General features: G+C 61.0%; 13 protein-coding genes. 8 read left to right on the top strand and 5 right to left on the bottom strand.

From position 1 onward, the window contains the following. Window positions 1-19 precede the first annotated feature (19 nt). From EKA13_RS01940 to EKA13_RS01960, 5 genes are all read right to left on the bottom strand, one after another. Window positions 20-1,261, bottom strand: coding sequence for an NAD(P)/FAD-dependent oxidoreductase (locus EKA13_RS01940; RefSeq protein ID WP_065757857.1), 1,242 nt, complete (start codon window positions 1,259-1,261; stop codon window positions 20-22). Between the two features lie 27 nt (window positions 1,262-1,288). Continuing rightward, a complete protein-coding gene (locus EKA13_RS01945) occupies window positions 1,289-1,999 on the bottom strand; it encodes an ABC transporter permease (RefSeq protein ID WP_065757858.1) in 711 nt (236 codons plus the stop codon). Further along, a complete protein-coding gene (locus tag EKA13_RS01950; protein ID WP_065757859.1) occupies window positions 1,996-2,715 on the bottom strand; it encodes an ABC transporter permease in 720 nt (239 codons plus the stop codon). Before EKA13_RS01950 ends, EKA13_RS01945 begins: the two co-directional genes overlap by 4 nt. Before the next feature lie 115 nt (window positions 2,716-2,830). After that, on the bottom strand, window positions 2,831-3,589 hold the full coding sequence (locus tag EKA13_RS01955; protein WP_065757860.1) for a transporter substrate-binding domain-containing protein: 759 nt from the start codon (window positions 3,587-3,589) through the stop codon (window positions 2,831-2,833). Between the two features lie 31 nt (window positions 3,590-3,620). Next, window positions 3,621-4,490: a MurR/RpiR family transcriptional regulator gene (locus EKA13_RS01960; protein ID WP_065757861.1), complete on the bottom strand. Its 870-nt coding sequence runs from the start codon at window positions 4,488-4,490 to the stop codon at window positions 3,621-3,623. A gap of 147 nt (window positions 4,491-4,637) precedes the next feature. Here EKA13_RS01960 and EKA13_RS01965 point away from each other — a divergent pair, with 147 nt between their 5' ends. The 8 genes from EKA13_RS01965 (at window position 4,638) to EKA13_RS02000 (ending at window position 19,089) form a co-directional block, all read left to right on the top strand. Continuing rightward, the gene (locus EKA13_RS01965; RefSeq protein WP_065757862.1) at window positions 4,638-5,669 is read left to right on the top strand and encodes an Ldh family oxidoreductase; all 1,032 of its coding nucleotides are present in this window, start codon (window positions 4,638-4,640) and stop codon (window positions 5,667-5,669) included. Between the two features lie 136 nt (window positions 5,670-5,805). Further along, entirely contained in the window at window positions 5,806-7,008 is a 1,203-nt protein-coding gene (locus EKA13_RS01970) for an amino acid aminotransferase (protein ID WP_065757863.1), read from the top strand. Between the two features lie 284 nt (window positions 7,009-7,292). After that, on the top strand, window positions 7,293-8,570 hold the full coding sequence (locus EKA13_RS01975; RefSeq protein ID WP_065757864.1) for a serine/threonine transporter: 1,278 nt from the start codon (window positions 7,293-7,295) through the stop codon (window positions 8,568-8,570). Window positions 8,571-9,370: 800 nt separating this feature from the next. Continuing rightward, on the top strand, window positions 9,371-9,871 hold the full coding sequence (gene tpx, locus EKA13_RS01980) for a thiol peroxidase (protein WP_065757865.1): 501 nt from the start codon (window positions 9,371-9,373) through the stop codon (window positions 9,869-9,871). A 216-nt stretch (window positions 9,872-10,087) separates the two neighbouring features. Beyond that, window positions 10,088-11,380: an MdtA/MuxA family multidrug efflux RND transporter periplasmic adaptor subunit gene (locus tag EKA13_RS01985; RefSeq protein ID WP_065757866.1), complete on the top strand. Its 1,293-nt coding sequence runs from the start codon at window positions 10,088-10,090 to the stop codon at window positions 11,378-11,380. Beyond that, a complete protein-coding gene (locus EKA13_RS01990) occupies window positions 11,377-14,472 on the top strand; it encodes an MdtB/MuxB family multidrug efflux RND transporter permease subunit (protein ID WP_065757867.1) in 3,096 nt (1,031 codons plus the stop codon). Before EKA13_RS01985 ends, EKA13_RS01990 begins: the two co-directional genes overlap by 4 nt. A 22-nt stretch (window positions 14,473-14,494) precedes the next feature. After that, the gene (locus EKA13_RS01995; protein ID WP_065757868.1) at window positions 14,495-17,605 is read left to right on the top strand and encodes an efflux RND transporter permease subunit; all 3,111 of its coding nucleotides are present in this window, start codon (window positions 14,495-14,497) and stop codon (window positions 17,603-17,605) included. Next, window positions 17,602-19,089 (top strand): efflux transporter outer membrane subunit, encoded by a 1,488-nt coding sequence (locus tag EKA13_RS02000; RefSeq protein ID WP_065757869.1) that lies wholly within the window; start codon window positions 17,602-17,604, stop codon window positions 19,087-19,089. Before EKA13_RS01995 ends, EKA13_RS02000 begins: the two co-directional genes overlap by 4 nt. Window positions 19,090-19,239: the final 150 nt, after the last annotated feature.

Raw genomic sequence — 19,239 nt, forward strand, 5'->3', positions numbered from 1 at the left:
TGTTATTGTTCTCCCGAAGTCAGTTGAAGCGCTGTGCACTGTAGGGCGCAGGGTCGGTGAAAGGCTTGGCACCGGTGATCATTTCCGCCAGCAAGCGGCCGCTGACCGGGCCCAGGGTCAGGCCGTGGTGAGCATGCCCGAAGTTGAACCACAGGCCTTTGTGACGCGGTGCCGGGCCAATGACCGGGCGCATGTCCGGCAGGCATGGACGGCGCCCCAGCCAGGGCTCGGCTTCGATGCGCTCGCCGAGAGGGAAGAGCTTGCGTGCGATGGCCTCGCAGCGTTCCAGCTGGATTTGATTGGCCGGCGCGTCGCTGGCGGCAAATTCGATGCCGGTGGTCAGGCGGATGCCCTTGACCATGGGGGCCAGTACGAAGCCACCCTGTACGTCGCAGATCGAGTGCGTCAGCTCGGCACCAGCGCGGGGGCGATAATGGGCGTGGTAACCCCGCTTGATCTCCAGCGGAATGCTGTAGCCCAGCGGCTTGAACAGATCGGCGGCTTGCGGGCCAAGGGCGATGACGACCTCAGCTGCGGTGATCGGCCCCTGGCGGCTGTCGACCTGCCAATCGCCGGCCACCTGGCGCAGGGTGCGGGCGTCGCCATGAATGAACTGGCCACCGCGTTTGACGAACAGTGCGGCATAGCCGCGCGTCAGGCCACCTGGGTCGCTGACTGTTTTGGGGTCTAGCCAGTGGATGCCGCCAACGACGTTTTCGCTGAGATCGACTTCGCGGGCGTGCAGTTGTTGGCGGTCGAGGATCTCATAGCGCAGGCCGTAGGGCTTGAGCGCGTGGGCCTCATCCTGTGCAGTGGCAAAGGCCTCGGCATTGCGGTACACCTCGATCCAGCCCTTGGCCTTGATCAGGTCGCCGAGTTCGGCAGCTTCGATCAGAGCGTCGTGCTCCTCTACGCAGCGTTCCACCAGTGGCAGCATGGCGCGGGTGGCTACGGCGACACCGGCAGGCGAGGAGTTCTGCCAGTACTTGAGCAGCCAGGGGCCAGCCTTGGGCAGGTAGCGCAGGCTGTAGCGCACATCGGGTTGGCGATTCAGGCTGTAGCGCAGCAGGCGGGAAAGCTCGCGGGGGAAGGCGTAGGGGATCACGCTGGAGCGCTCGATCAGCCCGGCGTTGCCGTGGCTGGTGCCGCTGCCGGGCTCGGCGCGGTCGATCAGAATCACCTTGCGCCCACGGGCTTGCAGGTGCAGGGCGGTGCTGACGCCGACGATACCGGCGCCCAGAACGATGGTTTGGCATTGCATGGAACGGTCCTCGAAAGGCTGCACGGTTTAGCGCAGGTGACGGCCCAGACGGCCTTCGATGTGTTTGAGGCTGCGTCGCACGATCTCGACGATCAGCAGGTAGAGCACTGCAGCCCAGAGGTAGATCTGGAAGTCGAAACTGCGCGAGAAGGCCAGTTTGGTGATACCCATCAGGTCATAGATGGTCACCAGCGAAGCAATGGCGCTGGCCTTGATCATCAGGATCAATTCGTTGCCCAGTGGGCCAACGGCGACAATCAGTGACTGGGGCAGGATGACCTTGAAGAAGGTGGTCGAGCGCTTCAGGCTCAGCGCCTTGGCGGCTTCATACTGCCCGGGAGCGACCGCCATCAGGCTGCCGCGGAAGATCTCGGCCTGGTAGGCGGCGGTGTTCAGGGTGAACGCCAGCAGGGTGCAGTACCACGCCTCGCGGAAAAACCACCAGAGCCCGACGTCCTGCCAGAAGCCCTTGAAGGAACTCAGGCCGTAATACAGCATGAACAGTTGGGCCAGCAGTGGCGAACCGCGGAAAAAGTAGATATAGCCGGCACTCAGGCGCTGCACGACCAGGTTGTTCGACAGCCGCGCCAGGGCCAGCAGCAGGCCGAGGATTGCGCCGAGGGTGAACGAGATTGCCACCAGTTTGGCGGTTACCAGCAGGCCATCGACAAAGCGCGGGCCGTAGCGCTCCAGCAGTTCGGGATCGAGGAACAGCCTTAGCAGATCATCGAAAGTCATGGGCGTGCGCTCCGCAGGTGGCGACTGAAATACCGCTCGATAACGCTAAAGGCGCGTCCTGACAGGGCCGAAAACAGCAGGTAGCCAAAACAGGCGACGGCATAGAAAAACATGGGCTCCTTGGTAACGCTGACCGCCAGGTTGGTCTGGCGCATCAGGTCCACCAGGGAGATGGTCGAAACCAGCGACGTGTCCTTGAGCAGTGACAGCCAGTTGTTCGACAGGCCGGGCAAGGCAATACGTACCAGTTGCGGAAACACCACTTTGCGAAAGGTTGTGGTCTTGCTCAGGCCCAGCGCCGCCGATGCTTCGTATTGGCCCTTGGGCACGGTCTTGAACGCTGCCAGCCAGATCTCACTGGAAAAGGCGGCGAAGACGAAGCTGAAGGCGATCATCGCGGCCAGGAAGGTGTTGATCAGCACTTCACCTTCATAACCCATGGCGGCGAGGATTTTCTGTGCTGCTATCTGGCAGCCGTAATAGATGATCAGCAGGGTCAGCAGCTCTGGCAGGCCACGGAACACGGTGGAGAAGACGGTAGCTGCAGCCTTCGGGAAGCGCTTTGGCGAGCGGGCGGCGAGGGCGACACCCAGCCCCAGGGGCAAGCCAATGGGCAGGCAGGCCAGGGCCAGGCTGATGGTGACTACGGCGCCGGCCAGCAATGCCTGGCCCCAGCCGCCGCTGGCAAACGACAGCAGTGACAGTTGTTCGATCATGCTCGAACCCTCTTTTTTGACCGTGCAGGAGCCGGTATGGCATCGGCGCGTTGTCACCGCGATTTAGGCCTGGCGCCTATCGCCGGCAAGGCCGGCTCCTGCAGGGATGTGGGGCTTATTGGTAGATATCGAAGTCGAAGTAGCGGCTGGAGATCTTCTGGTAGGTGCCGTCGGCGACGATCTCGTCCAGCGCCTTGTTCAGGCGTTCGCGCAGGGCGTCGTCGTCCTTGCGAACGGCGATCGAGGCATCGGCGGTGGTGCCTTTGACATCGCCAATGAACTTGCAGCAGTCCTTGCCGGACTTGTTCAGCCACTCGATCAGCGGAAACTTGTCGGCAATCACGCCATCCAGGCGGCCTGCGGCGAGGTCGGCGTTGGCTTCATCAAGGGTAGGGTAGAGCTTGACCTCGGCGCCGGCCTTGCCATAGACGTCTTCGGCATAGATGGCCTGGGTCGAGGACGATTGCGCGCCCACGGTGTAGCCCTTGAAGTCGGTCTGTGCGTCGGTGATCTTGCTGTCCTTGGCCACGGCGACCGAAAGGGGGGTCTTGTAGTAGTGGTTGGTGAAGGCGATCTTCTTGCGGCGCTCTTCGGTGTTGATCATCGACGCGACCACAGCATCGTATTTCTTGGCCATCAGTGCCGGAATGATCCCTTCCCAGTCCTGGGCGACCAGGGTGCATTGCACCTGCATGCGTTCGCACAGGGCGTTGGCGATATCGACGTCGAAGCCGTGCAGCTTGTTATCCGAGTCGACGTAGTTGAAAGGGGGGTAAGCGCCTTCGGTGGCGATTTTCAAGGTTTCTGCCTGGGCTGCGCCGATTCCGGCGAGCATCAGTACGCAAGCGCTTGCAAGGTGGACGACTCGTTTCATCATGTACCTCGATTGGTATTTTGCACTCTGGCTATTGTTTGTTCGTTGACGTGTAGCCAACGAATTCGTTGTGTAGAGCGGCAGTGGCTTCCAAGCGTTTTTCAACATCCGGTCCGAGTTTCTTGCAGACCTCGTTGACCATCAGGTGTACCCACGACAGCATCGTCGCGGTGGACTCCCAGAACAGATTGAAATCGGTGGGTATACGAAAGACTTCGTCGGCGTGGGCATCGGCCCAGTCGCAGAAGGTGTCGGTAACCAGTGTTACCGGGATGCCCGCTTCCTGCGCCTTGCGACACAGGTTCAGGGCATGGCGTGAGTAGCGGCGCGCCTCGAACACCACCAGGGCACAGTCGTCCGGCTGGCTGAGCAGCACGTCGCCAAAGTGCCCGGCGCTGCCATCGACGGCGTGCACGCCATCACGCAGGTATTGCAGCAGGTGCACCATGCACAGGGCGATGCCGCGCTCGGTCTGAAAGCCGGCGACGAATATCTTCCGTCGTTCAGAGAGGCGTTGGGCGACGCTGTGCCAAAGCGCGGTGTGGCTGTATTCATGCACCCGCACCAAGGCTGCGACTTCCAGTTCAAAGCTGCGAGAGGCACCTTCTTCAGACTCGCGCCGTTGTTGGCGGAATTCTTGCAGGCGATCACCAACCAGCCAGGGGCCATCGCCCAGGTCATTCTTGAGGTCGTGTTTGAGCGCCTTGAAGTGTTCATAGCCCAGTGCGCGGCAGAAACGGCCGACACTGGACTCGCTGATGCCAAGTTTGTCGGCGATGCTGGCAGCGGTCTGGAAAGGCAGTTCATGCAGGTTGCCCAGCATGTAAGTGGCGATCTTGCGCCCAGACGCCGAGGCGTTCTGCAGGCTGCTTTCCAGGCGTTGTTTGATCGGTTGGCTCACGGACGACTCTCACGGCGGTTGCGCTTGACGAAGAAAATGAATGTTTTCTGTCATCAAGTCAACATTTGACAGATAGCTGTCACTGCGCGAGAGTTTCCAGCCTGCTCATCGCTGTAGCCCAGTCCAATTCCAACAAGGGAGCTTCAGATGTCCGCACGTCCTGATACTGCAGTCGCGCACCTTGCCTTTGCCGAACTGCAGGCTTTGCTGCATCGGATATTCGTTCGTCACGGTACCAGTGAGGCCGTTGCCGACGCGCTGGCGTACAACTGCGCCAGCGCTCAGCGTGACGGCGCCCACAGCCACGGTGTTTTTCGTATTCCTGGGTATGTATCGACCTTGGCCAGTGGCTGGGTAGACGGCAAGGCGCAGCCAGGCGTCGAAGATGTCGCCTCTGGCTATGTCCGGGTTGATGCCAGGGGTGGTTTTGCTCAGCCTGCACTGGCCGCAGCCCGTGGGTTGCTGGTGGAAAAGGCGCGCAGTGCCGGTGTGGCGGTGCTGGCCATTCACAATTCGCACCACTTTGCGGCCCTCTGGCCAGACGTAGAGCCGTTCGCCGAAGAGGGGTTGGTTGCCCTGAGCGTGGTCAACAGCATGACCTGCGTGGTCCCTCATGGTGCGCAGCGGCCGTTGTTTGGTACCAATCCGATCGCCTTCGCTGCACCTTGCGCGGGCAGCGACCCCATTGTCTTTGATATGGCCACCAGCGCCATGGCTCACGGCGACGTGCAGATTGCTGCACGCAAGGGAGAGCAATTGCCGGAGGGTATGGGGGTGGACAGCCAGGGTCAGCCGACCTGTGATCCCAAGGCGATTCTGGAGGGTGGGGCGCTGCTGCCTTTTGGTGGGCACAAGGGTTCGGCGTTGTCGATGATGGTCGAGTTGCTGGCAGCAGCGTTAACGGGCGGTCACTTCTCGTTCGAGTTCGACTGGTCGCAGCACCCCGGTGCGAAGACACCCTGGACCGGGCAATTGATCATTGTCATCGACCCTGCCAAATCAGTGGGTAATCGCTTTGCCGAGCGCAGCCGCGAGTTGGTGAACCAGATGCATGAGGTGGGCTTGAAACGTATGCCGGGTGAGCGGCGTTATCGCGAGCGCGAGTTGTCGGCGCAGCAGGGCGTGACCCTGACGGTGCAGGAGCTGGAGCAGTTGCGAGCCCTTGCGGGAGAGCAATGAGCCGATGACGGCGATGCGGGGCCGTGCAGTGCTGCACTGACGAGTTGCACGCGAAGACATGTTCCTTGGCGTTCAGTACAGGTATCCTCGCGACAGCTGTTAGTCCGAACTGTCCTGACCCAAGGAGCTGCACGCTGTGTTCAAACATGTTGATGCCTATGCCGGTGACCCGATTCTCTCGCTGATGGAGACCTTCAAGGCCGACCCTCGTGCCGACAAGGTCAACCTGAGTATCGGTCTGTATTACGATGCTGCCGGTGTGGTACCGCAACTGGGCGCTGTGGCCGAGGCGGAAAAACGCCTGGCCGGCCAGCCTCACCAGGCGTCGCTGTATCTGCCGATGGAAGGCCTGGGCAGCTATCGCCAGGCTATCCAGACCCTGCTGTTCGGCGCCGGTCATCCTGCGGTAGAGGGTGGACGTGTGGCTACCGTGCAGACCGTTGGCGGTTCGGGGGCATTGAAAGTAGGGGCTGACTTCCTCAAGCGTTACTTCCCGGAGTCGCAGGTCTGGGTCAGTGATCCGACCTGGGACAACCACCGCGCAATCTTTGAAGGTGCAGGTTTCAAGGTCAACACCTACCCGTACTTTGATCAGCAGAGCCGCGGGCTGAATTTTGATGGCATGCTCGCGACGTTGCAGACCCTGCCGGCCAACAGCATTGTGCTGTTGCACCCATGCTGCCATAACCCTACCGGTGTCGACCTGAGCCAGGCGCAGTGGCAGCAGGTGATCGAAGTGGTCAAGGCGCGCAGCCTGATCCCGTTCCTTGACATTGCCTATCAGGGCTTTGGCGAAGGCCTGGTAGACGATGCCTACGCCATCCGTGAAGTTGCCCGTGCAGGCGTACCCTGCCTGGTCAGCAATTCGTTCTCGAAGATCTTCTCGCTGTATGGCGAGCGCGTAGGCGGCTTGTCGATAGTCTGCGACGACGTGGCCAGTGCACAAAGTGTATTGGGCCAGCTCAAGGCCACCGTGCGTCGCAACTATTCCAGCCCACCGAACTTCGGTGCCCAACTGGTCGCAGCCGTGCTCGGCGACGCGGGCCTGAATGCCCAGTGGGAAGCCGAAGTGGAACAGATGCGCCTGCGTATTCTTGAAATGCGCCAGGGGCTGGTCGATGCCTTGGGCGCGCTGTTGCCGGGTCAGGACTTCCAGTTCTTCCTGCGTCAGCGTGGCATGTTCAGCTACACCGGCTTCAGCGTTGAGCAGGTTCGTCGTCTGCGTGACGAATTTGGTGTGTACCTGATCGATAGCGGTCGGGTCTGCATGGCGGGCCTGCGCCCGGACAACCTGCAGCAGGTGGCGAAGGCGTTTGCTGCAGTGCAGCGTCAGGCGTAACGCCGCGCCTGTGCTGGCACTTCACTAATACCCTCGCAGGCAAGCCTTGCTCCCAGCGCTCACCGAGCCGTGTGGGGGCTGGCCTGCCTGCGATGAGGTAGTACCTGTTTGACGTTGTTTTCCTGGGTGATGTTGCACCAAGTGCAACCGTTCCTCTGGTAGCACTTTGCAAGTGCAACCAATCAGCGCAAAATCGCGCCCCCTTACTATAGGTTGGGAGCGATGAGGCGTCTGTTTCGCAGCTCCTGGCCCTGTTGTAGTCTTGCGAGTGGAGTTGCACCCGGATGAACGAGCAGGCCCCAAGCGTTGATCAGCGCTTTGAATCGACCCCCGTTGCCCTTGGCAACTGGGCCCGTCATGACACCACCTGGATGCTGGGCCTGTTCGGCACGGCTATCGGCGCAGGCACCTTGTTTCTGCCGATCAACGCGGGTCTCGGCGGTTTTTGGCCGCTGTTGGTCCTGGCGCTGTTGGCATTTCCGATGACCTTCTTTGCTCACCGTGGGCTGACCCGTTTCGTGTTGTCAGGTCGCGATGGCGCGGATATCACCGAGGTTGTAGAGGAGCACTTCGGGCTCAAGGCCGGTGCCTTGATCACACTGTTGTACTTCTTTGCGATCTTCCCGATCTTGCTGATCTACAGCGTGGCCTTGACCAATACCGTAAGCAGCTTCATGGAGCACCAGTTGCACCTTACGCCGCCGCCGCGTGCGGTGCTGTCCCTTGTGCTGATCCTCGGTTTGTTGGCCGTAGTACGGTGTGGTGAACAGGCCACCGTCAAAGCCATGAGCCTGTTGGTGTACCCGTTTATCGTCGCCCTGGCGTTTCTGGCGGTGTTCCTCATTCCCCATTGGAGTGGCGGCATCCTGACGACGGCCAGCGAAGTTCCGTCGGCCTCTGCGTTTCTGCATACCCTGTGGCTGGCGATTCCGGTGATGGTGTTTTCGTTCAACCACTCACCGATCATCTCGGCCTTCGCCGTCGACCAGAAACGCCGTTACGGTGTGAACGCTGAGCAGCGCAGCGGGCAGATCCTGGCCCGTGCCCACTTGTTGATGGTGGTGATGGTGCTGTTCTTCGTGTTCAGTTGCGTATTGACCCTGACGCCAGCCCAACTGGCCGAAGCCAAGGCGCAGAACCTGTCGATCCTGTCGTACCTGGCCAACCATTTCAGTAACCCGACCATTGCGTTTGCCGCGCCGCTGATTGCCTTCGTGGCCATTTCCAAGTCATTCCTGGGTCACTACATCGGTGCCAGCGAAGGCCTCAAGGGCATGATCGTCAAAAGCGGCTGGCGCCCGGGTGCCAAGGCGCTGGACCGGGTTACCGCAGCGTTCATGCTGGTGGTGTGCTGGATCGTTGCCACGCGTAATCCAAGTATCCTCAGCATGATCGAAACCCTTGGCGGGCCGGTTATCGCAGCCATTCTGTTCCTGATGCCGATGTACGCCATCCGTCGTGTACCTGCCATGCGTCAGTACAGCGGTGCGCTGTCCAACGTGTTTGTGGTCGCGGTGGGTCTGGTGGCCATTTCGGCGCTGATGTATTCGCTGCTGGGCTGATGCCTTGTGCTGAGGGCCAGGAAGGCCCTTCAGCACCGCCCCGGCGGGGTATCAGGCCCGACATCGTGAATGGATATGCCTGCTTTCATCAGGTTTGGTGGGCGTGTTTGTGGTGGGTGGCACTCGCCTTCGCGAACATATCCATTCCCTGCAGTGGCACCACCGACAGGTTTCGCCTTTTACGGCGACCCACTTTTGAACGGCACAAAAGTGGGCAAAACGCCCTGTCCCGACATCCGGCCCTACGCTGCGCTTCGGGTGCCTTTCTTACGCCATCGCTCCCGCGTGGACGCGCCGACGGGCCATCCATGGCCCATCAGCACTTGCGAGGCATCCCTGCCTCGCACCCCACTACGCGACGGCTCCACTCAGCCTACTGAAGGGACGCCCTGTAGCGCCAGACATTCCGCGCACTGACAAGCAGATGCTCGCTGTTCTGCTTGCCTGCGAAGATTTTGGGCTTTTCGGCGTTGCTTTTTGATGCGCTGAACTTGCAGGCGCTGCCAAATTGTCCCTTCAGCACGGCCCCGACAAAAGTGACACGCCGTAAAGGCGGAACGGGGTATCAGGCCCGACATCGCGAATGGATATGCCTGCTTTTATCAGGAGGGTGCGCGTTTGAGGGCGCTTGACCACTCCCGCTAATTGGGCGAACAGTATGCCGAGGGCCGGGTTTAAGCTTGCAGATTGTCTACAAGAATTGTCTGAAAACTCCACAATTTTTGTCTGCCCATAGGTGAAGGGGCACTTTCGTGGTTAACTCTGGTCCTTTACTCAACTCCCGCATAAGGACTCCGTTCATGGCTCAAGTGACTCTTAAAGGCAATCCGGTTCAGGTCAACGGTGAACTGCCGCAGGTTGGTACCCAGGCACCTGCGTTCAGCCTGGTCGGCGCTGGCCTGGCTGATGTGTCGCTGAAAGACTTCGCCGGCAAGCGCAAAGTGTTGAACATTTTCCCAAGTGTCGACACCCCGACCTGCGCCACGTCCGTGCGCACCTTCAATGCCAAGGCCAACGATCTCGCCAACACCGTTGTGCTGTGCATCTCGGCTGACCTGCCGTTTGCCCAGGCCCGTTTCTGCGGTGCCGAAGGCCTGGAAAACGTCAAGAACCTCTCGACCCTGCGCGGCCGTGAGTTCATCGAAAACTACGGTGTGGCCATTGCTGACGGCCCACTGGTTGGCCTGACGGCACGTGCCGTAGTGGTTCTGGACGAGAACGACAAGGTGCTGCACAGCGAGTTGGTCAAGGAAATCGCCGAAGAGCCAAACTACGACGCCGCCCTGGCTGCGTTGAAGTAATGTTGAAGTAATCCGACGCCATCGCCGGTAATACCGGCGATCAAGGCGTCTGGATTTGCAAGCGTTTGTAACGGCCTGGCCTTCGTCCAGGCCGTTTTTATTTATAGTTCAGCATCTTGCCTCTGTCAGCGCTAAGTAAATTGCCGGTAAAGGCGCTTTGCTTAACGGTCTCATCTGCTTATCGTTCAGCCTTCTCAAAAGATATCCCTGCGCACAATGGTCGATCACCCAATGCATGCTTCTGCTTCCCGTTCCCCTCGTCCCTGGCTCGTTGGCCTGCTGATCCTGTTGCTGGTCGTCGGCCTGTGTTGGTGGCTGTGGCCTTCGACGCCGGTAAAAAACACCAGTATGGCGCCAGGAAAGGGCGGCCGACCGGGCTTCGGGGCCTTTGGTGGGCCGGTGCCGGTGCGTGTGGCGTCTGCTACCGTGGCGGACTTTCCGGTGTACCTCAAGGCATTGGGCACGGTTACGGCCACCAACACGGTGAACGTGCGCAGCCGCGTGGCCGGTGAGTTGGTAAAGGTCAACTTCCAGGAGGGGCAGAAGGTGAAAGCCGGTGATCTGCTGGCTGAGATCGATCCGCGCAGCTACCAGATCGCCTTGCAACAGGCAGAAGGCACCCTGGCGCAGAACCTGGCACAACTGAAAAATGCCCAGATCGACCTGGAGCGTTACAAGGGCCTTTATGCTGAAGACAGCATCGCCAAGCAGACCCTCGATACCCAGGCGGCCTTGGTTGAGCAGTATCAGGGCACCATCAAGACCAATCAGGCGGCCGTTGGCGATGCCAGGCTGAACCTGGAGTTCAGCAAGATCCGTGCGCCGATCGGTGGTCGTCTGGGCCTGCGCCAGCTTGATGTCGGCAACCTGGTAGCGGCCAACGACACCACGGCGCTGGTGGTCATCACTCAAACCCAGCCGATCACCGTCGCCTTTACCTTGCCCGAGGCCGAACTGTCGACGGTGCTTGCGCGTTATCGCAGTGGCGCCAAGCTGGCGGTGGAAGCCTGGGATCGGGGGGATCTCAAGCAGCAGGCCGTCGGGGTGCTGAGCAGCCTGGACAACCAGATCGACACCACGACCGGTACCCTGAAGTTCAAGGCACGCTTCGAGAACCAGGACGAAGTGTTGTTCCCCAACCAGTTCGTCAATGTGCGCTTGCTGGCCGATACGCTGAAAGACGTGGTGTTGGCCCCGTCGGCAGCGATTCAGTTCGGTACCGAGGGCTCCTTCGTGTATGTGATGGACGGCGACAAGAAGGTGCGCATCCGCAAACTCAAGGTCGGTGCCAGCGATGGTGAGCACACTGTGGTGATCGAGGGCCTGGCCAAGGGCGAGCGGGTGGTGCTGGAAGGCACCGACCGTTTGCGTGATGGCAGTGATGTGGATGTGGTCAATGACAGTTCCGAGGTGCCTGCGACCCCCGGCCAGCACTTGCAAGGGCAGGAACAGCAGGATGCCTCGGCGCGCCCGGGTGCTCAGGGTGCCAAGGGTAAGGCGGGCGCATGAACCTCTCGCGGCTGTTCATCCTGCGCCCGGTGGCGACCACACTGAGCATGCTGGCCATCGTGCTGGCGGGCCTTATCGCCTACAGGTTGCTGCCGGTGGCGGCGTTGCCGCAGGTCGATTACCCGACCATTCGGGTCATGACGCTCTATCCCGGTGCCAGCCCTCAGGTGATGACCAGCGCTGTTACCGCGCCGCTTGAGCGCCAGTTCGGGCAAATGCCGGGGCTGACCCAGATGGCCTCCACCAGCTCGGGCGGTGCTTCGGTGCTGACCCTGCGGTTCAGCCTGGACATGAACATGGATGTCGCCGAACAACAGGTGCAGGCGGCGATCAACGCTGCCAGCAACCTGCTGCCCAGCGACCTGCCGGCGCCACCGGTGTACAACAAGGTCAACCCGGCCGATACCCCTGTGCTGACCCTGGCCATCACCTCGAAAACCATGCTGTTGCCCAAGCTCAATGACCTGGTCGATACCCGGGTCGCGCAGAAGATCGCGCAGATCAGCGGGGTAGGGATGGTCAGCATCGCCGGCGGCCAGCGCCAGGCGGTACGCATTAAGGTCAACCCCGATGCCCTGGCGGCGGCCGGGCTTAACCTGGCCGATGTGCGTACATTGATCGGTGCGTCCAACGTCAACCAGCCCAAGGGCAACTTTGACGGCCCGACCCGGGTGTCGATGCTCGACGCCAACGACCAGCTGCGTTCGCCCGAGGAATACGCCAACCTGATCCTGGCCTACAACAACGGCGCGCCGCTGCGGCTCAAGGATGTTGCCGAGATCGTCGACGGTGCCGAGAACGAGCGTCTGGCGGCCTGGGCCAACCAGAACCAGGCAGTGCTGCTCAATATTCAGCGCCAGCCGGGGGCCAACGTCATTGAGGTGGTCGACCGGATCAAGACCCTGCTGCCGTCGATTACCGACAACCTGCCAGCCGGCCTTGATGTCGTGATACTCACTGACCGTACCCAGACCATTCGGGCCTCGGTCAAGGACGTACAGTATGAGCTGTTGATCGCCATCGCCCTGGTGGTCATGGTCACCTTTGTCTTCCTGCGTCGCTTGAGCGCCACCTTGATTCCCTCCATCACCGTGCCGCTGTCATTGATCGGCACCTTCGCGGTGATGTACCTGGCGGGCTTCTCGATCAACAACCTGACGCTGATGGCACTGACCATTGCCACCGGCTTTGTGGTGGACGATGCCATCGTCATGCTGGAGAACATCTCCCGGCATATCGAAGAAGGCGAAACGCCGCTGCAGGCTGCGCTCAAGGGCGCCCGGCAGATCGGCTTTACCCTGGTGTCGCTGACCTTCTCCCTGATTGCGGTATTGATCCCACTGCTGTTCATGGCCGACGTGGTGGGCAGGCTGTTCCGTGAGTTCGCCATTACCCTGGCCGTGGCCATCCTGATTTCCCTGGTGGTTTCGCTGACACTGACGCCGATGATGTGCGCGCGGCTGCTCAAGCGTGAACCCAAGGCAGAGGAGCAGAGCCGCTTCTACCGTGCTAGCGGCGCCTGGATCGACTGGATGATTGGTCATTATGGCCAGGGTTTGCAGTGGGTGCTGCGTCACCAGCCGCTGACCCTGTTGGTGGCGGTGGCAACCCTGGGCCTGACCGTCGTGTTGTACCTGATGGTGCCGAAGGGGTTCTTCCCGGTGCAGGACACCGGGGTTATCCAGGGGATTTCCGAGGCGCCGCAGTCGGTATCGTTCGCCGCCATGAGTGAGCGTCAGCAAGCCTTGTCGGCGATCATCCTCAAGGACCCGGCGGTGCAGAGCCTTTCGTCGTATATCGGGGTTGATGGCGACAACGCAACGCTGAACAGTGGCCGCTTGTTGATCAACCTCAAGCCGCACAATGAACGTGACCTGACTGCGGCCCAGGTGATCCAGCGTCTGCAGCCAGAGGTCGACAAGCTGGTCGGTATGCGCCTGTTCATGCAGCCGGTGCAGGACTTGAGCATCGAAGACCGGGTCAGCCGCACGCAGTACCAGTTCAGCCTGTCATCGCCGGACGCCGAGTTGCTGGCGCAGTGGAGCGGCAAGCTGGTCGATGCCTTGCGCCTGCGGCCGGAACTCACTGATGTTGCCAGCGACCTGCAGGACAAGGGCTTGCAGGTGTACCTGATCATCGATCGCGATGCGACCGGACGCCTGGGTATCAGCGTTGCCGACATCACCAACGCGCTCTATGACGCCTTCGGGCAGCGCCAGATCTCCACCATCTACACCCAGGCTACCCAGTACCGTGTGGTCTTGCAGGCTGCTGACGCTGCCACCCTTGGCCCACAGGCGCTGGAGCAGGTCTACGTCAAGAGCGCCGATGGTGGGCAGGTCCGCTTGTCGAGCCTGGCACGTATCGAGCAGCGTCAGGCGCAGTTGGCAATTGCCCATATCGGCCAGTTCCCGGCAGTGATGATGTCGTTCAACCTGGCGCCCGGTGTTGCGCTGGGCGAGGCGGTCAAGGCGATTGAGCAGGTGCAGCAGAACATTGGCATGCCGCTCGGGGTGCAGACACGCTTCCAGGGTGCAGCCGAAGCGTTCCAGGCCTCGCTGTCGAGTACCTTGTTGTTGATCCTGGCTGCCGTGGTAACCATGTACATCGTGTTGGGGGTGCTCTACGAGAGCTACATCCACCCGGTGACGATCCTCTCGACCTTGCCGTCTGCTGCGGTCGGGGCCTTGCTGGCCTTGCTGCTCAGTGGCCATGACCTGGGGATGATTGCAATCATCGGCATCATCCTGCTGATCGGTATCGTCAAGAAGAACGCGATCATGATGATCGACTTCGCCCTGGAGGCTGAACGTACCCGCGGTGTTGATCCACAAACGGCGATCTATGAAGCGGCGTTATTGCGTTTCCGGCCCATTTTGATGACCACCCTCGCGGCGCTGTTCGGCGCTGTGCCGTTGATGCTGGCTACGGGCTCCGGCGCAGAGCTGCGTCAGCCACTGGGCCTGGTGATGGTGGGAGGCCTGTTGGTCAGCCAGGTGCTGACGCTGTTCACTACGCCGGTGATCTACTTGTATTTCGATCGGCTGGCGCGGCGTTTCAGTGGTCGCAGTGCCGCGGGAGTGCCGGTATGACGTTGGACTGGAGCTGCCGCCGATGAACCTGTCCGGCCCGTTTATTCGCCGTCCGGTGGCGACGATGCTGTTGAGCCTGGCGATCATGCTGCTGGGGGGCGTGAGTTTCGGCTTGCTGCCGGTGGCACCGCTGCCGCAGATCGATTTCCCGGTGATTGTGGTGTCGGCCAACTTGCCGGGGGCCAGCCCCGAGGTCATGGCCTCGACCGTGGCGACCCCGCTGGAGCGCTCGATGGGCGCCATTGCCGGGGTCAACACCCTGACCAGCCGGTCCAGCCAGGGCTCGACGCGGGTGATTCTTGGTTTTGAGCAAGGGCAGAATATCGACGCCGCTGCCCGCGAAGTGCAGGCGGCGATCAATGCCTCGCGCAACCTGTTGCCCAGCGGCATGAAAAGCATGCCGACCTACAAGAAGATCAACCCGGCCCAGGCACCGATCATGGTGCTGGCGCTGACGTCCAGTGTGTTGCAGAAAGGTCAGTTGTACGACCTTGCTTCGACCATCTTGTCGCAGAGCCTGTCCCAGGTGCCCGGGGTTGGGGAGGTGCAGATTGGTGGTAGCTCGCTGCCGGCGGTGCGCATCGAGCTGGAACCACAGATGCTTAACCAGTATGGCGTGGCCCTGGATGACGTGCGCGAGACCATCGCCAACGCCAACCAGCGCCGGCCCAAAGGCTTCGTCGAAGACAGTGCGCGCAACTGGCAGGTTCAGGCTAACGATCAACTGTACGAGGCCAAGGATTATGAGCCCCTGGTGATCCGTTACCAGGACGGTTCGGTGCTGCGCCTGAGCCATGTGGCCAAGATCAGTGATGGCGTGGAAAACCGCTATAACAGTGGCTTTTTCAATGATCAGGACGCGGTGCTGCTGGTCATCAACCGCCAGACCGGGGCCAACATCATCGAGACGGTGGCGAAGATCAAGGAGCAGTTGCCGGCCCTTGAAGCGCTGATGCCGGCCAGTGTCAAACTGGATCTGGCCATGGACCGTTCGCCCGTGATCAAGGCCACCCTCAAGGAGGCTGAGCATACCTTGCTGATTGCGGTGGCCCTGGTCGTCCTGGTGGTGTTCCTGTTCCTCGGCAACCTGCGCGCCTCGCTGATTCCGACCCTGGCGGTACCCGTATCGCTGGTGGGTACCTTCGCAATCATGTACCTGTGCGGTTTTTCCCTGAACAACCTGTCGCTGATGGCGCTGATCCTGGCCACCGGGCTGGTGGTGGACGATGCCATCGTGGTGCTGGAAAACATTTCCCGGCACATCGATGAAGGCATCGAGCCGATGCGTGCTGCGTTTCTCGGGGCCAAGGAGGTGGGTTTCACATTGTTGTCGATGAACGTGTCGCTGGTGGCGGTGTTCATCTCCATCCTGTTCATGGGTGGCATTGTTCAGTCGTTGTTCCGTGAGTTCTCCATCACCCTGGCGGCCGCGATCATCGTCTCGCTGGTGGTGTCGCTGACCCTGACACCGATGCTCTGCGCCCGCTGGCTCAAGCCGCACCCGGTTGGCCAGCAGACCCGCCTGCAGCGGTGGAGCGAGCAACTCAACCAGCGCATGATGGCCGGTTATGACCGCACCCTGGGTTGGGCACTGCGTCATCGTCGGCTGACACTCATTAGCCTGTTGCTGACCATCGGTGTGAACATTGCCCTTTACGTCGTGGTGCCCAAGACCTTCATGCCGCAGCAGGACACCGGCCAGCTCATGGGGTTCGTGCGTGGTGACGATGGCCTGTCGTTTTCGGTCATGCAGCCGAAGATGGAGACCTACCGTCGGGCGTTGCTCCAAGACCCTGCGGTGGAAAGTGTCGCTGGCTTCATCGGTGGCAACAGCGGCATCAACAACGCCATGGTGTTGGTACGCCTGAAGCCGATCAGAGAACGCAAGGACTCGGCACAGAAAGTCATCGAACGTTTGCGCAAGAACATGCCCAAGGTGCCGGGCGGGCGCTTGTTCCTGATGGCGGATCAAGACCTGCAATTTGGCGGTAGTGGGCGCGAGCAGAGCTCTTCACAGTTTCTCTACACCTTGCAAAGCGGCGACCTGGCCTTGTTGCGCGAGTGGTACCCGAAGGTTGTTGCCGCCCTGAAGACCTTGCCAGAGCTCACCGCGATCGATGCGCGTGAAGGCAGCGGTACCCAGCAAGTGACGCTGGTGGTCGATCGCGAACAGGCCAAGCGCCTGGGCATCGACATGAACATGGTCACTGCGGTGCTGAACAATGCCTACAGCCAGCGGCAGATCTCGACCATCTACGACAGCCTGAACCAGTATCAGGTGGTGATGGAGGTCAACCCGCAGTACGCGCAGGACCCACGTACCCTGGAGCAGGTGCAGGTGATCACAGCGGCAGGCGCGCGCGTGCCGCTGTCGGCGTTTGCCCGCTATGAAAACAGCCTGGCCAGCGACCGGGTCAGTCATGAAGGGCAATTCGCTTCTGAAGACATTGCCTTCGATATTGCTGAAGGCTACAGCCAGGAAGCGGCCATGGCCGCCGTGGAGCGTGCAGTGGCCAAGGTCGGCCTGCCCGAAGAGGTGATCGCCAAGCTGGGCGGTACCGGCAATGCCTTTGAGGAAAGCCAGAAAGGCCAGCCGTTCATGATTCTCGGCGCACTGCTGGCGGTGTACCTGGTGCTGGGCATTCTGTATGAAAGCTACATTCACCCGCTGACCATTCTGTCGACGCTGCCGTCGGCCGGGGTCGGCGCCTTGCTCACGTTGTACCTGGTGGGCAGCGAGTTCAGCCTGATCTCGTTGCTGGGGCTGTTCCTGCTGATCGGCGTGGTGAAGAAAAACGCCATCCTGATGATCGACCTGGCCTTGCAGCTGGAGCGGCATGACGGGCTGAGCCCTGAAGAATCGATCCGTCGCGCGTGCCTGTTGCGTTTGCGGCCGATCCTGATGACCACCCTGGCGGCCATCCTTGGCGCGCTACCGCTGTTGCTCGGCGGTGCCGAGGGTGCCGAGATGCGTCAACCGCTGGGTCTGACCATCATTGGTGGGCTGGTCTTCAGCCAGATTCTCACGCTTTACACCACCCCTGTGGTCTACCTCTACCTGGACCGTCTGCGCCATCGCTTCAACCGTTGGCGTGGCGTGCGTACCGATGCTGCTCTGGAAACCCCGCTATGACTCAACGCCCGTTACTTTCCGACCGCACCCTGCAGCAGTTGCTGGCCGCTCGAGGCTCACGCTTGCTGGCGACCGGCATGTGCCTGGTGATGCTCAGTGCCTGTACCCTGAGCCCGAATTACCAGCGCCCGGAAACCCCTGCGCAAGCGCCGTTCAAGTATGCCGAAGGCTGGACACCGGCAACGCCGTCCGATGCATTGGCCCGAGGCGCCTGGTGGGAACTGTATCGCGATAGCCTGCTCAACGACCTGATCGTGCAACTCAATGCCAACAACCAGACGGTCGCCCAGTACGAGGCTCAGTACCGTCAGGCCCAGGCCTTGGTGCGCAGTGCTCGCGGCTCGCTGTTTCCCAGTATTGACTTGAGCGCGGGCAAGACGCGCTCAAGCCAGGGCACCGGTAGCAGCAGCTCGAGCCTGAGCAATAACAGCAGTGGTATCCGTAATACCTACAGCACCCAACTGGGCGTGAGTTGGGAGGCTGATCTGTGGGGCAAGCTGCGCGAGGGGCTGGCTGCCAACGAGGCCAGTGCTGAAGCGAGCCTGGCCGATATGGCGGCGATTCGTCTGAGCCTGCAGTCGGAGCTGGTGCAGAATTACCTGCAACTGCGGGTGCTGGATGAGCAAAAACGCCTGCTTGAGGCGACTGTCGAGGCTTACCAGCGTTCGCTGAAAATGACCGAGAACCAGTACCGTGCCGGCATCTCCGGCAAGGATGCCGTGGCTCAGGCACAAACCCAGCTGAAAACTACCCAGGCTGACCTGATCGATCTGATCTGGCAGCGTGCCCAGTTGGAAAACGCGATTGCCGTATTGCTTGGCAAGGCACCGTCCGAGTTTGCCTTGGCGGCGAGCGATCGCATCCCGGCGTTGCCTCAGGTGCCGCTGGCCTTGCCGTCACAACTGCTGGAGCGTCGTCCCGACATCGCGTCGGCTGAACGCAAGGTGATGGCCGCCAATGCCAGTATTGGCGTGGCCAAGGCGGCTTACTTCCCCGACCTTAGCCTTAGCCTCAGTGGTGGTTACAGCAGTAGCAGTTTCAATGACTGGGTCAGCCTGCCGAACCGTTTCTGGTCGGTCGGGCCGCAACTGGCCTTGACCTTGTTCGACGGCGGCAAGCGTGCCGCTGAAGTCGACCGTACCGAAGCGGTCTATGACCAGACCGTCGCCCAGTACCGGCAGACGGTGCTGGACGGTTTTCGTGAGGTGGAAAACTACCTTGTGCAGTTGAAAGTGTATGAGGATGAGGCCCAGGTACGTAACGAGGCGCTGGCCTCGGCCCGCGAGTCGTTACGTTTGACCAATAATCAGTACAAGGCGGGCTTGATTGGTTACCTGGATGTGGTCAATGTGCAAACCACAGCCTTGAGCAATGAGCGCAGTGTGCTGACCTTGTTGCAGGGGCGTCTGGTGGCCAGTGTGCAGTTGATCGCGGCCCTGGGTGGTGGTTGGGACACACAGACGGCGTTCGCCCCGCAGCCTTGACGGTTCTGTCAGCGAGGGTGGCGGTACGGTGCCCGCTTTGGCACGGTGCCGCAGCCCGCGCAGGTTGGAACGTACCCACTGAAACTCCGTGCGTTTCGCTAAAGCTTGAGTACAATCATCGGTTTTATCGGGCCTCAACACAGGTCCTCC

Source organism: Pseudomonas defluvii (genome assembly GCF_001695625.1).
In the GTDB taxonomy this organism is placed as follows: Bacteria; Pseudomonadota; Gammaproteobacteria; order Pseudomonadales; family Pseudomonadaceae; genus Aquipseudomonas; species Aquipseudomonas defluvii.

What these genes read in the sequence shown, in the direction of transcription:
- EKA13_RS02000 (WP_065757869.1), top strand. Translation starts at nt 17,602, where the DNA reads ATGACTCAACGCCCGTTACTTTCCGACCGCACCCTGCAGCAGTTGCTG.
- EKA13_RS01945 (WP_065757858.1), bottom strand. Translation starts at nt 1,999, where the DNA reads ATGACTTTCGATGATCTGCTAAGGCTGTTCCTCGATCCCGAACTGCTG.
- EKA13_RS01975 (WP_065757864.1), top strand. Translation starts at nt 7,293, where the DNA reads ATGAACGAGCAGGCCCCAAGCGTTGATCAGCGCTTTGAATCGACCCCC.
- EKA13_RS01940 (WP_065757857.1), bottom strand. Translation starts at nt 1,261, where the DNA reads ATGCAATGCCAAACCATCGTTCTGGGCGCCGGTATCGTCGGCGTCAGC.
- EKA13_RS01965 (WP_065757862.1), top strand. Translation starts at nt 4,638, where the DNA reads ATGTCCGCACGTCCTGATACTGCAGTCGCGCACCTTGCCTTTGCCGAA.
- EKA13_RS01990 (WP_065757867.1), top strand. Translation starts at nt 11,377, where the DNA reads ATGAACCTCTCGCGGCTGTTCATCCTGCGCCCGGTGGCGACCACACTG.
- EKA13_RS01950 (WP_065757859.1), bottom strand. Translation starts at nt 2,715, where the DNA reads ATGATCGAACAACTGTCACTGCTGTCGTTTGCCAGCGGCGGCTGGGGC.
- EKA13_RS01995 (WP_065757868.1), top strand. Translation starts at nt 14,495, where the DNA reads ATGAACCTGTCCGGCCCGTTTATTCGCCGTCCGGTGGCGACGATGCTG.
- tpx (WP_065757865.1), top strand. Translation starts at nt 9,371, where the DNA reads ATGGCTCAAGTGACTCTTAAAGGCAATCCGGTTCAGGTCAACGGTGAA.
- EKA13_RS01985 (WP_065757866.1), top strand. Translation starts at nt 10,088, where the DNA reads ATGGTCGATCACCCAATGCATGCTTCTGCTTCCCGTTCCCCTCGTCCC.
- EKA13_RS01955 (WP_065757860.1), bottom strand. Translation starts at nt 3,589, where the DNA reads ATGAAACGAGTCGTCCACCTTGCAAGCGCTTGCGTACTGATGCTCGCC.